At 61.1% G+C, this 14831-nt stretch carries 15 protein-coding genes; 6 read left to right on the top strand and 9 right to left on the bottom strand.

All coding sequences use genetic code 11. The features are described 5' to 3' along the window. Positions 1–321 precede the first annotated feature (321 nt). Entirely contained in the window at positions 322–1506 is a 1185-nt protein-coding gene (locus tag J2W46_RS07905; RefSeq protein WP_087752873.1) for an acetylornithine transaminase, read from the top strand. A gap of 15 nt (positions 1507–1521) precedes the next feature. Then, complete coding sequence (locus tag J2W46_RS07910) at positions 1522–1995, top strand: GNAT family acetyltransferase (RefSeq protein ID WP_204522342.1); 474 nt, start codon at positions 1522–1524, stop codon at positions 1993–1995. A gap of 120 nt (positions 1996–2115) precedes the next feature. Here J2W46_RS07910 and J2W46_RS07915 read toward each other — a convergent pair whose 3' ends face one another. The 7 genes from J2W46_RS07915 to J2W46_RS07945 all read right to left on the bottom strand — a co-directional run bounded on the left by J2W46_RS07915 (position 2116) and on the right by J2W46_RS07945 (position 9156). After that, positions 2116–2820, bottom strand: coding sequence for an ABC transporter ATP-binding protein (locus tag J2W46_RS07915; RefSeq protein WP_027804809.1), 705 nt, complete (start codon positions 2818–2820; stop codon positions 2116–2118). A gap of 17 nt (positions 2821–2837) precedes the next feature. Further along, positions 2838–3611: an ABC transporter ATP-binding protein gene (locus tag J2W46_RS07920; RefSeq protein ID WP_013340264.1), complete on the bottom strand. Its 774-nt coding sequence runs from the start codon at positions 3609–3611 to the stop codon at positions 2838–2840. A gap of 18 nt (positions 3612–3629) precedes the next feature. Next, positions 3630–4799: an ABC transporter permease subunit gene (locus tag J2W46_RS07925; RefSeq protein WP_088175224.1), complete on the bottom strand. Its 1170-nt coding sequence runs from the start codon at positions 4797–4799 to the stop codon at positions 3630–3632. Positions 4800–4821: 22 nt separating this feature from the next. Next, positions 4822–5772, bottom strand: coding sequence for a branched-chain amino acid ABC transporter permease (locus J2W46_RS07930; protein WP_310352688.1), 951 nt, complete (start codon positions 5770–5772; stop codon positions 4822–4824). A gap of 229 nt (positions 5773–6001) precedes the next feature. Further along, positions 6002–7204 carry a branched-chain amino acid ABC transporter substrate-binding protein gene (locus tag J2W46_RS07935; protein WP_020069106.1) on the bottom strand — a complete coding sequence of 401 codons (1203 nt, stop codon included), beginning with the start codon at positions 7202–7204 and terminating at the stop codon, positions 6002–6004. 534 nt (positions 7205–7738) lie between these two features. Continuing rightward, positions 7739–8698 (bottom strand): 4-hydroxy-3-methylbut-2-enyl diphosphate reductase, encoded by a 960-nt coding sequence (gene ispH / locus J2W46_RS07940; RefSeq protein ID WP_020069107.1) that lies wholly within the window; start codon positions 8696–8698, stop codon positions 7739–7741. A 2-nt stretch (positions 8699–8700) separates the two neighbouring features. After that, complete coding sequence (locus J2W46_RS07945; protein ID WP_020069108.1) at positions 8701–9156, bottom strand: FKBP-type peptidyl-prolyl cis-trans isomerase; 456 nt, start codon at positions 9154–9156, stop codon at positions 8701–8703. A 177-nt stretch (positions 9157–9333) separates the two neighbouring features. Between J2W46_RS07945 and radC the strand changes: the two genes are divergently transcribed. The 4 genes from radC (at position 9334) to nadB (ending at position 12628) form a co-directional block, all read left to right on the top strand. After that, positions 9334–10098, top strand: coding sequence for a RadC family protein (gene radC, locus J2W46_RS07950; protein WP_310352691.1), 765 nt, complete (start codon positions 9334–9336; stop codon positions 10096–10098). A 278-nt stretch (positions 10099–10376) separates the two neighbouring features. Then, entirely contained in the window at positions 10377–10610 is a 234-nt protein-coding gene (rpmB, locus tag J2W46_RS07955; RefSeq protein ID WP_006050117.1) for a 50S ribosomal protein L28, read from the top strand. Positions 10611–10620: 10 nt separating this feature from the next. Then, complete coding sequence (gene rpmG / locus J2W46_RS07960) at positions 10621–10788, top strand: 50S ribosomal protein L33 (RefSeq protein ID WP_007180630.1); 168 nt, start codon at positions 10621–10623, stop codon at positions 10786–10788. Between the two features lie 241 nt (positions 10789–11029). Then, positions 11030–12628 (top strand): L-aspartate oxidase, encoded by a 1599-nt coding sequence (gene nadB, locus J2W46_RS07965; protein ID WP_088175222.1) that lies wholly within the window; start codon positions 11030–11032, stop codon positions 12626–12628. Between the two features lie 64 nt (positions 12629–12692). Here nadB and nadC read toward each other — a convergent pair whose 3' ends face one another. Both nadC and nadA read right to left on the bottom strand, forming a co-directional pair. Then, the gene (gene nadC, locus J2W46_RS07970) at positions 12693–13622 is read right to left on the bottom strand and encodes a carboxylating nicotinate-nucleotide diphosphorylase (protein ID WP_310352694.1); all 930 of its coding nucleotides are present in this window, start codon (positions 13620–13622) and stop codon (positions 12693–12695) included. After that, positions 13622–14761 carry a quinolinate synthase NadA gene (gene nadA / locus J2W46_RS07975; protein ID WP_088175412.1) on the bottom strand — a complete coding sequence of 380 codons (1140 nt, stop codon included), beginning with the start codon at positions 14759–14761 and terminating at the stop codon, positions 13622–13624. The genes nadC and nadA overlap by 1 nt, the downstream gene beginning before the upstream one ends. Positions 14762–14831: the final 70 nt, after the last annotated feature.

The raw sequence follows: 14831 nt of genomic DNA on the forward strand, positions 1-14831 counted from the left end.
ATGAAGACAGGCGCGCAAAAACTGCCAGACGCGCCCATCGCGATGAATTCGTGCAAATTCAAGGTTTACACCAGCGCTTTTATTGTCGTATTCTTTCGCGCATGAACCGCATCCAATCCGAACTTCGACGTCGCCGCTCGCCGCTTCCCTAGGGACGCCGCCGGCTTCGTCACGGATTCGCGCTACAACAAAGCGCAAGCTGTTCGAATCATGAAAGCCACGGCATGCCGTGGCTTTTTTGTTTTTCCGGCCCGTTTGCTCATCGGCTGACGTGCGCCAACGCCTTATCCACCTCTTACCCGCTGTCTGGAGCCTGCCGTCATGAATTTCAATGAATATCCGATCGAGTCGCTGATGTACATCACCAACCGGCCCGAAATCGTTTTCACGCACGGCAAGGGCTCGTGGCTCTACGACAACAACGGCAAGCGATATCTGGACTTCATTCAGGGCTGGGCGGTCAATTGCCTCGGTCATTGCAACGAAGGCATGATCGAAGCGCTGAACCAGCAGGCGAAGCTGCTCTTCAATCCGTCGCCGGCTTTCTACAACGAGCCGATGGCGAAGCTCGCGGCGCTGCTCACGCAACATAGCTGCTTCGACAAGGTGTTCTTCGCGAACAGCGGTGCCGAAGCGAACGAAGGCGCGATCAAGCTGGCGCGCAAGTGGGGCAAGAAATTCAAGGACGGCGCATTCGAAATCATCACGTTCGATCACAGCTTCCACGGCCGCACGCTCGCCACGATGTCGGCAAGCGGCAAGCCGGGCTGGGACACGATCTACGCGCCGCAAGTGCCCGGCTTCCCGAAAGCGGATCTGAACGACATCGCGTCGGTGGAAAAGCTCATCAACGCGAAGACGGTCGCGGTGATGCTCGAACCGATCCAGGGCGAAGGCGGCGTGATTCCGGCAACGCGCGAATTCATGCAGCAACTGCGTGAGCTGACGCGCAAGCACAATGTGCTGCTGATCGTCGACGAAGTGCAAAGCGGCTGCGGCCGTGCCGGCACGCTGTTCGCGTATGAGCTGTCGGGCATCGAGCCGGACATCATGACGCTCGGCAAGGGTATTGGCGGTGGCGTGCCGCTCGCGGCGCTACTCGCGAAAGCCGAAGTCGCCGTGTTCGAAGCAGGCGACCAGGGCGGCACGTACAACGGCAATCCGTTGATGACCGCGGTCGGTTACTCGGTGATCTCGCAACTCACCGCGCCGGGCTTCCTCGAAGGCGTGCGTGCTCGCGGCGAGTATTTGCGCGCGAAACTGCTCGAGTTGTCGGAAGAGCGCGGTTTCAAGGGAGAGCGCGGCGAAGGTCTGTTGCGTGCACTGCTGCTCGGTAAGGACATCGGCAACCAGATCGTCGAAAAGGCGCGTGACATGCAGCCCGACGGCCTCCTGCTGAACGCTGCGCGTCCGAACCTGCTGCGCTTCATGCCTGCGCTGAACGTCACGAACGAAGAGATCGACCAGATGATGGCGATGCTGCGTTCGATCCTCGACACGCTGTAATTGCACAGAACGCGTATGACGACGACCGCGACCGCAACACTCTCTATCCGCCGCTTCGACGCGAGCGACACCGACGCCGTGGTCGCGCTGTGGCAGCAGGCCTTCCCGGAATACAGGGACGTGACGAAGCCGCAGCGCAACCCGCATCTGTCGATTGCGAACAAGCTCGCGACGCAGCCCGAGCTGTTCTTTGTAGCGGTGCTCGGTGAGCGAGTGGTTGGCACGGTGATGGGCGGCTACGACGGTCATCGCGGCTGGCTTTATTCGCTCGCGGTGGACGAGTCGGTGCGGCGACATGGCATCGGCTCGCGTCTGGTCGCACACGTCGAAGACGCGTTGACGGCTTTGGGCTGTCCGAAGCTGAACCTGCAGGTGTTGTCCGCAAAGAGCGACGTCCGCGCGTTTTACGAGGCGCTGGGTTATCGCGCGGATGCGGTGGTCAGTTTCGGCAAACGTCTTGGTGAGTTGGCGGACTCGCCGCCGGTTTAGTTTGCAGGCGCTTCATGCGTCGTAAAAAGAGAAAGGCCGCATGCGTTTGACTCACGCATGCGGCCTTTTTTCATCGGTGGTTCAGCTTGAGGGGCTACTTACCCAACTCATTCACCCAGCTTATTCACCCAGATAAGCCGCCCGGACCTTCGGATCGTCCAGCATCTGCTTCGCATCACCCGACATCGTGACGAGACCCGAGTCCATCACATAGCCGCGGTTCGCCGCCTGCAACGCGAGACGCGCGTTCTGCTCGACGAGCAGCACGGTCATGCCTTCAGCCGAAATTGCGCGCACCACTTCGAAGATCTTCTCGACCATGATCGGCGACAAGCCCATCGACGGTTCGTCGAGCAGCAGCAGTTTGGGACGCGAGATGATCGCGCGCGCCATGGCCAGCATCTGCTGTTCGCCGCCCGAGAGCGTGCCCGCGTATTGTGTGGCGCGTTCTTTCAGACGCGGAAAGAAACCGAACATGCGGTCGACGTCGGCCTTGATGCCGTCGTTGTCGCTGCGCAGATACGCACCCATCTGCATGTTCTCGACGATCGACATGCGCGCGAAGATACCGCGGCCTTCCGGCACCATCGCGAGGCCGCGCTTCAGAAGCTCATGCGGCGGCACGCCCTTGATCGACTGACCCATGTACTCGATGTCGCCTGCGGCATACGGCTTGAGCCCGGTGATCGCCTTCATCGTCGTGGTCTTGCCCGCACCGTTCGCGCCGATCAGCGTGACCAGCTCGCCCTGGCCGACCTCGAGGTCGATGCCCTTCACTGCCTGGATGCCGCCGTAATTGACCTGCAGGCCCTTGATTTTCAACATTGCTTGCGTCGTGGACATCAGTGGACTCCTGCACCCAGATAAGCTTCGATCACCTTCGGATCCTTCTGCACGTCTTGCGGCAGTCCTTGCGCAATCACCTTGCCGTAGTCGAGCACCGTCATCTGGTTGCACAGACCCATCACGAGCTTCACGTCGTGCTCGATCAGCAGGATCGTCTTGCCGTCGGCGCGGATCTTGTCGAGCAGTCGCGTGAGTTCGACCTTTTCCGTTGCGTTCATGCCGGCGGCGGGTTCGTCGAGCGCGAGCAGCTTCGGATCGGTTGCAAGCGCACGCGCAATTTCGAGGCGGCGCTGGTGGCCGTACGACAGATTGCGCGACGTGTAGTCCGCGTACTGCGCAATGCCGACGTACTCCAGCAGTTCGATCGCGCGTTCCTTGATCTCGCGCTCTTCCTTGCGCTCGGCCGGCGTCTGGAACACCGCGCCCAGCAAGCCGTGTTTCGTGCGTACGTGCCGGCCGACCATCACGTTTTCCAGAGCGGTCATGCCGCCAAAGAGACGGATGTTCTGGAACGTACGGGCAATGCCCGCCTTCGCCACCTGATACACCGCGGTCGGCGTGTAGTTCTGGCCGTCGAGCTTGAAGTCGCCCGAGTCAGGCGTGTACAGGCCCGTGATCACGTTGAAGAACGTTGTCTTGCCGGCGCCGTTCGGGCCGATCAGACCATAAATCTGGCCGGCCTTGATTTCCAGGCCGACGTCGGACAGTGCCTGCAAACCGCCGAAGCGCTTGTTGACGCCCTTCACCGACAGTCGAATGTTATCGCTCATGTTTTTTCTCCCTGTCCGTCAGGCGCGCACCGGCTTCTTGCCGCCACGCTTCGACAGTTTCGCAATCTTGTCTTCGTGCTTCGGCGACGGCCACAAGCCTTCCGAGCGATACAGCATGATCAGCACCATCGCGAGTGCGTAGACCAGCTGGCGGATCACTTCCGTGTCGACGATTTCATGGCCGAACAGCATGTGCTGCAGCGGACCCATCGTCGAGCGCAGGAATTCCGGCAGCACGGCGAGCAGCACCGCGCCGAGAATCACGCCAGGAATGTGGCCCATGCCGCCCAGCACCACGCACGCCAGCACGACGATCGATTCCGGCAGCGTGAACGATTCCGGCGACACGAAGCCCTGGAACGCTCCGAACATCGCGCCCGACAGGCCGCCGAACGACGCGCCCATCGCGAACGCGAGCAGTTTCACGTTACGCGTGTTGATGCCCATTGCCTTGGCGGCGATTTCGTCTTCGCGGATCGCGGCCCATGCACGGCCGATACGCGAGTGTTGCAAACGCGTACAGACCCAGATCACGAGCAGCGCGGCCAGCACGAACAGGTAGTAGTACGAGTACACCGAGGGGAACTGGAAGCCGAACAGCGAGTGCGTCTGCGCGAGACTGAAGTCGCCAAGGTGCACCGAATCGATCCCGGTAATGCCTTTCGGGCCGTTGGTGATGTTCACCGGACGGTCGAGGTTGTTCAGGAAAATCCGGACGATTTCCCCGAAGCCCAACGTCACGATGGCGAGATAGTCGCCTCGCAGACGCAGCGTCGGCGCCCCGAGTATCACGCCGAAAAACGCCGCCACCGCCATCGCGCACGGCACGATGATGAGGAACGGCACGTGCAGCCCGTTCGGTGCGAGATGCGCGATCCACTCGAACTGCGAGGTCAGATGCGGCGAAGACAACAGCGCCGCGGTATAGGCGCCCACCGCGTAGAAAGCGATATAACCCAGGTCGAGCAGGCCGGCAAAGCCGACCACGACATTGAGACCGAGTGCCAGCATCACGTACAGCATCGCGAAGTCGAGCACGCGAACCCAGTAGTTGCCGCCGGCGGTGCCGATGATCATCGGCGCAGCGATCACGAAGAACGCAGTGATGATGCCGACGGTCAGCGTCTTCGCCAGGTTCTTCTCGGGAATGAGCGTCGTGGACGGCTCGATCGGTTGAATTGAGGTCATTTGATTTACTCCTTGGCCTGGATCAAGCGCGATCCGCAACGCGTTCGCCGAGCAGACCCGACGGACGGAACACCAGCACGATGATCAGCACGATGAACGCAAACACGTCCTGATAGTTACTGCCGAACACGCCACCGGTCAGGTTGCCGATATAGCCGGCGCCCAACTGTTCGATGAGCCCCAGAATCACGCCGCCCACCATCGCACCGCCGAGATTGCCGATACCGCCGAGCACCGCCGCGGTAAAGGCCTTCAGGCCGGGGATGAAGCCCATGTAGAAGTGCGCGTTGCCGTATTCGGATGCGATCATCACGCCGGCGAGCGCAGCAAGCGCGGAGCCGATCATGAAGGTCGCCGAGATCACGAAGTTCGGGTTCACGCCCATCAGCGAGGCGACGCCCGGGTTCTCGGCGATGGCGCGCATCGCGCGGCCGAGCTTGGTCTTGTGCACGAGCAGCAGCAGGCCTGCCATGACGAGGAACGCGACGACGATGATCACGATTTCAGTCATCGAGATCACGGCGCCAGGCGTCGTGACCGTGGCCTTGATCACGTTCAGCGGATCGGTGGGCAGAAGCTGCGGGAAAGGCAGCGGGTTGCGCGACCAGATCATCATGGCGAGCGTTTGCAGCAGGATCGACACGCCGATCGCGGTGATCAGCGGGGCGAGACGCGGCGCCTTGCGCAGCGGCCGGTAAGCCACGCGCTCGATCGTGTAGCCCACCACCGCGCAAACCACGGCGGCAATTGCCAGCGCGATGCACAGCGTCGGCACATTGCCGAGGCCAGGGAAGTGGTTTTGCAGCACGCCTATGGCGGAGAGCGCGACCATCGCGCCCACCATCAACACATCGCCGTGAGCGAAGTTGATGATGCCAAGAATGCCGTAAACCATCGTATAGCCCAGTGCGATGATGGCATAAACGCTGCCCAGCACCAGTCCGTTTAGGATCTGCTGGATGAAGATATCCATTTAATGCTCCTTAGCCCGTGCGACTGGATTCGCGCTCTTCATCAGCCGGTGGGCGGTGATGCGTTACGGAATCTCAACGGCACTGCGGGTACTGATGTAAAAGACCGGTAAGGGTTTATCCGCCGCCGGTTTGCCCAGACGACTGGGTCACAGTCGCAGGCTCGCCTTCAGCGGATGCAAAAACGGCACCGTTGGGTGGTTCGGTGCCGTCAGGCTGAACGTCCCGTCATTACATCTTCACGACGTCGAGAACCGCTTTCTTGCCGTCCTTGAAGTCGTAAAGCGTAATGGCGCCCTCTTTCAAATCACCCTTGTCGTCGAACGCGATGCGGCCGATTACCCCGTTGTAATCGGTGGACGGCATCGCAGCCAGCACCTTGGGCGCCTCGATCGAATTAGCGCGCTTCATTGCATCGACAATCACGTACACAGCGTCATACGTGAACGGTGCGTAAATCTGCACCGGCGTGTGGAAGCGGTCCACGTACTTCTTTTCGAAGTCCGCTCCCCTGTCCATTTTCGAAAGCGCGAGTCCCGCTTCCGAACAGACCAGGTTTTGCACGGCGGTTCCCGCCAGCTCCCCCACCTTGTCGGTACACACGCCGTCGCCGCCAAGGATTTTTGCCCTGATACCGAGCGCCGCCGCCTGTTTGGCAAACGGCCCGCCCGTCGCGTCCATGCCGCCGAACATGATGGCGTCCGGATGAACACTTTTGATCTTTGTGAGGATGGCCCGGAAGTCCGTGGCCCGGTCGTTCGTCGCTTCCCGCGCGACGATCTTCGCCCCGCTCGCCTCGACGGTCTTCGCGAATTCGTCCGCGAGCCCCTTACCGTAGGCGGTTGCATCGTCCACGACGGCGATGCGTTTGGCGCCCAACGCCTTCGTGGCGTAATTGGCGAGCGCCGGACCTTGCTGCGCGTCTGTCGCGACGACGCGATAGGTCGTCTTGAAACCTTGCTGCGTGTACGCCGGGTTCGTCGACGAAGGCGAGATCTGCACGATGCTTGCGTCGCTATAAATCTTCGATGCCGGAATCGACACACCCGAATTCAGATGCCCGACCACCGCCACCACGTGATCGTCGACGAGCTTCTGCGCGACCGCCGTACCGGCCTTCGGATCCGCCGCGTCGTCTTGCGCGTCGAGCTGCAAGTCGATCTTGTGACCGTCGATCGTCAGTCCTTGTGCGTTGATTTCCTCGACCGCGAGACGCGCGCCGTTTTCATTGTCCTTGCCCAGATGCGCGATGCCGCCCGTCAGCGGGGCTGCATGGCCGATCTTCACAACGATTGCTTCGCTCGCCGGCGCAGCGGATGCCGCCACTGCCGCCGATGCTCCTGCTCCCGCCTCGCCATCCTGTTTTTTGCCGCACGCGGTCAGCATCGCAACCGCGGCCGCGATGGACACGGCGTAAGCAAACTTGACTCGCATTAAATAGGTCTCCCGCGCCTTGCAAAATCTATTGTTCGGGACCCTAAGGCCTTGAGAACGCGCGCATTGTAACTCCAATTTTGCGACGGGCAATATTGTTGAACCGGCAGGGTTTTCCTGCATTGCAACCGCTTTTCAAGACCGCATCGAAGCCGGAGGCGCAACCCGGTTGCGACTGATTTTCGTGCATCAGTTGCACCAGCGTGGGATCCGCTTGCATCAAGTGTTGCGGACGGTTGGTTCAAGGCCCGGTCGCAGCGCGCTTTCGCTTAAATCATATTTAAACGGCACTGCCTCTCTCTCGGCACCATGTTAGTGCGTCAAAATAGTTTGCGGCCAGATCAGGCCTCATAAAACGGGGCCACAGTCATCAAATTTCAATAAATGTCGGATCGAATTCGCGAAAAAATATCGAAACGGGAGGCGAAAAGCGGGCGCCTTGGGCGATGTGGCACCAATTGCGGGCCGCACTCGCTAGCCACGGACAAAAAAAGCGCGCCCGAGGGCGCGCACTTTTTGACTATCTCAGAAAGGTCAGGCTGGCAGACCCAAGCCACGCGGCAACGGGAACGCGATGTTTTCCTCAATGCCCTCGAGCGCGCGCACGTTGCGCACGCCGAGTTCGCGCAGACGGGCAATCACGGCCTGCGCAAGCACCTCAGGCGCCGAGGCACCGGCAGTCACGCCGATCCGGCGTTTGCCCTCGACCCATGCTGGATCGATCTGGTCGGGCGAATCCACCATATAGGAAGGCACGCCGAGCTTTTCAGCGAGTTCCCGCAGCCGGTTGGAGTTCGAACTATTGGGGCTGCCGACCACGATCACCAGATCGCACTGCGGCGCCATGAACTTCACGGCGTCCTGGCGGTTCTGCGTGGCGTAACAGATGTCCTGCTTCTTCGGCTCGCGAATGGACGGATATTTCGCCTTGAGCGCGCCGATGATCTCCGCTGCGTCGTCGACGGAAAGCGTGGTCTGCGTGACGAACGCAATCCGATCTGGGTGAGCCAGTTGCAGCGCCTGCACGTCTTCGATGTCTTCGACGAGGTACATGCCTTCGCCCGCCTGGCCCATCGTGCCCTCCACTTCTGGATGGCCCTTGTGACCGATCATGACGATGTCAAAGCCGTCTTGCCGCATCTTCGCCACTTCGATGTGCACCTTGGTGACGAGCGGACAGGTGGCGTCGTAGACGCGCAGCCCGCGCGATTCGGCCTCGCTGCGCACCGCTTTCGAGACACCGTGCGCGCTGAAAATGACCGTATTGCCGGAGGGCACCTCTTCCAGACGCTCGATGAAAATAGCGCCCTTCTTGCGCAGATCTTCGACGACGTAGGCGTTATGGACGATTTCGTGGCGCACGTAGATCGGCGAGCCGTGCAGCTTGATGGCCCGCTCGACGATCTCGATAGCCCGATCGACGCCGGCACAGAACCCGCGCGGCTGAGCCAGCAGGATCTCCGTTTCGGCAAGGGTCGTATCCGCGATGATCATGTTTAAAGAATCCCGATGATTTTCACTTCAAATGCCAGCGCCTGGCCGGCAAGCGGGTGGTTGAAATCGAACAGGGCCGACGTTTCGTTCACTTCTTTCAGAACGCCAGCGTAGCGGCCGCCGCCCGGCGCGTTGAATTCGACCAGGTCGCCTGGCGAAAAATCCTCGCCGATCATGCTGTTTTCCCGCAGCGTGGCCAGAGACACCCGCTGGATCAACTCTGGATTACGGGGACCGAAGGCGGCCCCGGGGGCTAGCTGAAAGGTCGAATGGTGGCCGACCTTTAAACCCATCAGAATGTCTTCCAGCGGCGGTGCGAGCTGTCCCGCACCGAGCAGCAGCGTGGCGGGCTTGTCGTTGAAGGTATTGATGACTTCGGCGCCATCGGCAAGGGAAAGCCGGTAGTGAAGCGTCACGTGTGAACCGGCCTTCACTTCGGAAATGTCGATGATGCTCATGCAATGCTCGCTCAGTCGAAGCGCGCTCTCACGCGTGCGCCGCGGGGCGCAGCTGACGCGTGCGGCAAACCGTCGGCGTGCCGTGCGCAAAGCGTCTATTGTAAGCCACATGGCTGGCCTCGGCTTGCGTCCATCGCGCGCACCGGGCCGAACCCCAAGCGGAGGAATTGTCTGTATATGTCTGATTATGCGTCGACGATCGACGAACCAATGTTGGATTTCGCTCGTTCGCCGCCGGGTGCTCCGGCTCCCGCGGCGGATGGATTGCGTCGCAGGCGCAAATGGCCCAAACGTGACATGCCGCGTGAGCGGCTGATCGACCAAGGCCCCGGCGTACTGTCAGACACCGAGATGATCGTGCTGGTACTGGGCTCCGGCTTGCCGGGCCACGATGTTTTCAGCGTGGCTCGCGAGCTGCTCGACCGTTTCGGCTCACTGCGGGCAATGCTCGACGCCACTTACACGGACTTCGACGGGCTGCGCGGCATCGGGCCCGCGAAAAAAGCGCAATTGCTCGCGATCATGGAAATGGCGCGGCGCTCGCTGGTCGATAAAATGCGCCGCCGGTCGCTCATGAATTCTCCGGAAGCGGTCGAAAACTACCTGCGCCTGCTGATAGGCGGCCGTCCGCACGAAGTGTTCGTGTCGCTGTTTCTGGACGCCCGGCACCGGCTTATCCGCAGCGAGGAAAGCGCGCGCGGCACGCTCACGCGTATGGCGGTGTATCCGCGCGAGATCGTGCGGCGTGCGTTGACGCTCAATGCGGCAAGCCTGATCGTCGCGCATAATCATCCGTCTGGCGCTGTGCGGCCGAGCGCGAGCGACTGCAGTCTGACGCGCGCACTGCGCGAAGCGCTTGCGCTGATCGACGTTCAACTGGTCGATCATCTGGTGATCGGCTCGGACAGCGTATACTCCTTTGCCCGCGACGGCTGGCCCTGACGTTGGACCATGCGTCGGCGCCCGCAGCCCGTCCCGAAACGGTATGGAAAAAGCACGAACGGCAAAGGAAAGGGCCCCGCGCCTTGTCTTGCTGCCGCAAATAAGGTTTGATTTTGCGGCTTTTTTTCTGCTAGAATTCCGGTTTGCCTGTTTCCAACCCCCTGTTCCGAAGCCACCAAGGCGTTCCGGAAAGGATACGTGCCTGAATTTCAGCGCGACTCTTTTCGGGAAACTTTCACGGCGTTCGAACTCAGAATTAGCGTATTAGGAGTGCTCTCATGGCACGCGTATGCCAAGTAACTGGGAAAGCGCCGATGAGCGGCAACAACGTTTCCCACGCGAACAACAAAACCAAGCGCCGGTTCCTGCCGAACCTGCAAAGCCGCCGTATTTGGGTGGAAAGCGAAAACCGTTGGGTGCGTCTGCGTATTTCGAACGCCGGCCTGCGCCTGATCGACAAGAACGGTATCGACGCTGTGCTCGCAGATCTGCGCGCACGCGGTGAAGCCTAAGGAGTAAATCATGGCGAAAGGCGCACGCGACAAGATCAAGCTGGAATCGACCGCAGGCACGGGTCACTTCTACACGACGACGAAAAACAAACGCAACATGCCGGAAAAGATGCTGATCAAGAAATTTGATCCGGTCGTCCGTAAGCATGTTGAGTACAAGGAAACCAAGATTAAATAAATCTTGGCTCCTGCCGCCTGACGACGGCAAGACATACACAAAAAGCCTCGCACTCGTGCGAGGCTTTTTGTTTTGGACTAACCAAACCTGCTAACCCTGATGAGTCGCCATCGTCGGCGATACATAGCCTTATAACGTTCAGCCAGCTTTCCCTCGACCGTCGCGGCGCGTATCCTTTCCCGTTTTAGCAGCGCGTAAATCGCAAGCTGCTACAGCAAAACGAAAGACGGAGATGCGAGCAATGGAATTCGATGTGGCGATTGTCGGTAGCGGTCTTGCGGGACTGAGCGTCGCGCTCAACCTCGCGCAGACGCGGCGGGTCGCGGTGATCGCCAAGCGGTCGATAACCGAGGGTGCGAGCGATTGGGCGCAAGGCGGCATTGCCGCGGTGCTCGATTCGGCGGACAGCATCGAAAATCACGTGCGCGATACGCTCGTTGCAGGCGCCGGCCTGTGTGATGAAGCCGCTACGCGTTTCATCGTCGAGCACGGGCGCGCTGCGATCGAATGGCTGATCGAACAAGGCGTGCCGTTCACCAAAGACGACTCCGCGGAACTCGGCTTCCATCTGACTCGCGAAGGCGGTCATAGCCATCGACGGATCATTCATGCGGCGGATGCGACGGGCCATGCGGTAGTGGCCACGCTGAGCGAACGCGTGCGGCAGCATCCGAACATCACGCTGCTGGAAGATCACTATGCCATCGACCTGATCACGTCTGACCGGCTCGGACTGCCGGGCCGCCGTTGCCATGGCCTGTACGCGCTCGATGTAGAAAGCGGACGCACCGTCACAATCGAGGCGCCGCATACGGTGCTTGCCACCGGGGGCGCCGGCAAGGTCTATCTGTACACGACAAATCCCGATACCGCGACGGGCGACGGCATCGCGATGGCATGGCGCGCAGGCTGCCGGGTCTCGAATATGGAATTCATCCAGTTCCATCCCACCTGCCTCTTCCACCCGTACGCAAAGTCGTTCCTGATCTCTGAAGCGGTGCGCGGCGAGGGGGGCGTCCTGAAGCTGCCGGACGGCACGCGGTTCATGCCGAATCACGATGAACGCGCTGAACTCGCGCCGCGCGACATCGTGGCGCGCGCGATTGACTTCGAGATCAAGAAACGCGGCATAGATTGCGTGTATCTAGATATCAGCCATCAGCCGGCGGACTTTCTTCGCGAGCACTTTCCGACGATCCTCGCTCGGTGCCTCGAATTCGGTATCGACATCACGAAGCAACCGATCCCCGTGGTCCCGGCGGCACACTACACGTGCGGTGGCGTAGTAACCGACCTGGCCGGCCGCACCGATCTCGCAGGGCTCTATGCAGTCGGCGAAACATCTTGCACTGGATTGCACGGCGCGAACCGCCTTGCCAGCAATTCGCTGCTCGAGTGCCTCGTGCTTGGCCGCTCGGCGGCACGCGCGATCGAAGAAGAGGGATTCTGCGGCGCCGTCCACGCGCCATTGCCAGACTGGGACGAGAGCCGCGTTTCGGACCCCGACGAAGAAGTGGTCGTCGCCCACAATTGGGACGAGCTTCGCCGGCTCATGTGGAACTACGTCGGCATCGTGCGCACGGACAAACGCCTCGCGCGAGCCAAACACCGGCTGGCGCTATTGCGCGACGAGATCCACGAGTATTACGCGAACTTCAAGGTGAGCCGCGATTTGCTGGAGTTGCGCAATCTGGTGGACGTAGCCTCGTTGATCGTGGACGGCGCGCGCTCGCGGCGCGAAAGCCGCGGCCTGCATTTCAGCCGCGACTGGCCGGCAACTTTGCCGAAAGCGCTGCCGACTGTGCTCTCGCCCGAGCACGTCCGAAACCGCAACGTGTGATCAAAGGCGAAACGCCACCGTCGACTCCGGGCTGGCGGCGGCGTTTTACAAGCAAGAACTTCCGTCAGACGATCCGCAAAGAGTAATCGGTCGCTCGCACGTCTTTCGTCAGGGCGCCGATCGACACACGGTCGACGCCCGTTTCGGCAATAGTCCGCACTGTTTCCAAGTTCACTCCGCCCGACACTTCCAGTACGGCGCGCCCCGCGGTGATCCGCACTGCTTCCCGCATCGAATCGAACGAAAAGTTGTCGAGCAGAACAGACTCCGCGCCATGCGCCAATGCCGTTTCCAGCTGCTCGAGCGTCTCGACCTCGATCTGGATAGAGACGCCCGCGTTGAGCGCGAGCGCGGCGTCCATAGCCGCCCCCACTCCGCCGGCAGCGGCAATGTGGTTTTCCTTGATCAGAATGCCGTCATACAACGCGAGCCGTTGATTCGCTCCGCCGCCCACGCGCACCGCGTATTTCTGCGCGAGCCGCAAGCCGGGCAAGGTCTTGCGCGTATCGAGAATGCGGGTACGCGTATGAGCGACCGCATCCACATACCGGCGCGTCGCGCTCGCCACGCCTGATAGAAGTTGAAGGAAGTTAAGCGCGTTGCGCTCGGCAGTGAGCAGCGCACGGACCGGCCCGCGCAGTTCGCACACGGGAGTGTCCGCTGTCATCCGGTCGCCTTCGCGGTAAAGCCACTGCACCTCGATCCGCGAGTCCACTTGCCGCAAGACCGCGTTAAACCACGACACGCCGCATAACACCGCATCCTCACGGACGACGACACGCGCGCGGCGCACGTCATCGGCAGGGACGAGGCGGCCGGTCTGGTCACCCGTGCCGACGTCTTCCGCAAGCGCGTCGGCGACGTTGCGCGCGAGCGCTGCGTCGAACGCCGCGCCGTATTGCGCATGGATCTCGACGAAGAGTGGCGACACGGCTTCGGCGTGACTGTATGGCGCCGAACGGGGCACTGCTGAACTCTGCGCTGCCGCGGTCATCAGGCAGCTCCCACGTTCGAATACAACTGCGCGTCGCGCGCCAGGTCGCCGCTCGCTTGCACGCGCTTTTTATGGCGCGCGGCAAAGTCCAACATACGGTCGATCGGCACACGTGCACGCTCGCCAACAGCGCGTTCGACGAAAATCTCGTTATGACCGCGTTCGAGGACGCCGGCGAGATTCGCGAGACCGTTCATAGCCATCCACGGGCAGTGCGCACAGCTCTTGCACGTCGCGCTGTTGCCGGCAGTAGGCGCGGCGATCAACGTCTTGCCGGGCGCAGCGAGCTGCATCTTATGGAGGATGCCGAGGTCCGTTGCCACGATGAAGTGCGTCGCATCCAACTTCTGCGCGGCATCGATCAACTGAGTGGTGGAGCCGACGACATCCGCTTGAGCCACCACGTTGGCCGGAGACTCCGGATGAACCAGGACTTTCGCGCCCGGATATTCGGCGCGCAGCAAGTCGAGTTCAATACCCTTGAATTCGTCGTGTACGAGACACGAACCCTGCCACATCAGCATGTCCGCGCCGGTCTTGTTCTGGATGTAACCGCCAAGGTGACGGTCAGGCGCCCAAATGATCTTTTCGCCGCGCGCGTGAAGGTCGGCCACGATCTCCAGTCCAATCGACGATGTCACCATCCAGTCTGCGCGGGCTTTAACGGCCGCGCTCGTATTCGCATAAACGACCACCGTGCGGTCCGGATGTGCGTCGCAGAAAGCCGAAAATTCATCTACCGGACAGCCGAGGTCCAGCGAACATGTTGCGTCGAGATCCGGCATCAGAATGCGCTTGTCCGGGCTGAGAATCTTTGCCGTCTCGCCCATGAACCGCACTCCCGCCACCACGAGAGTCTGGGCCTCGTGATCGCGCCCGAAGCGGGCCATTTCAAGTGAATCGGCCACGCAGCCGCCGGTTTCGTCGGCCAGCTCCTGCAATTCGGCGTCGACATAGTAGTGGGCGACGAGTACGGCCTTCTCGCGCTTGAGCAATGCGCGAATGCGCTCTTTCAGCGCCACTTTTTCCTGCGCCGACGGCACCTCGGGCACCTTCGCCCACGCCTGCCCGATCCCGCAGGATGTCCCCTGCGCCTGCGGCCGGTCGTATTCCACGGCCCTGATCGCCTGCTGATCCATGATCTCTTCTGCCCTCGCTTTGCCGCCGTGGAATACCCATCGCGTCATGCAAATTCCGCGGCCCAAAAAG

The sequence above is a fragment of the Paraburkholderia strydomiana genome, assembly GCF_031456815.1.
Taxonomy (GTDB): Bacteria; Pseudomonadota; Gammaproteobacteria; order Burkholderiales; family Burkholderiaceae; genus Paraburkholderia; species Paraburkholderia caledonica.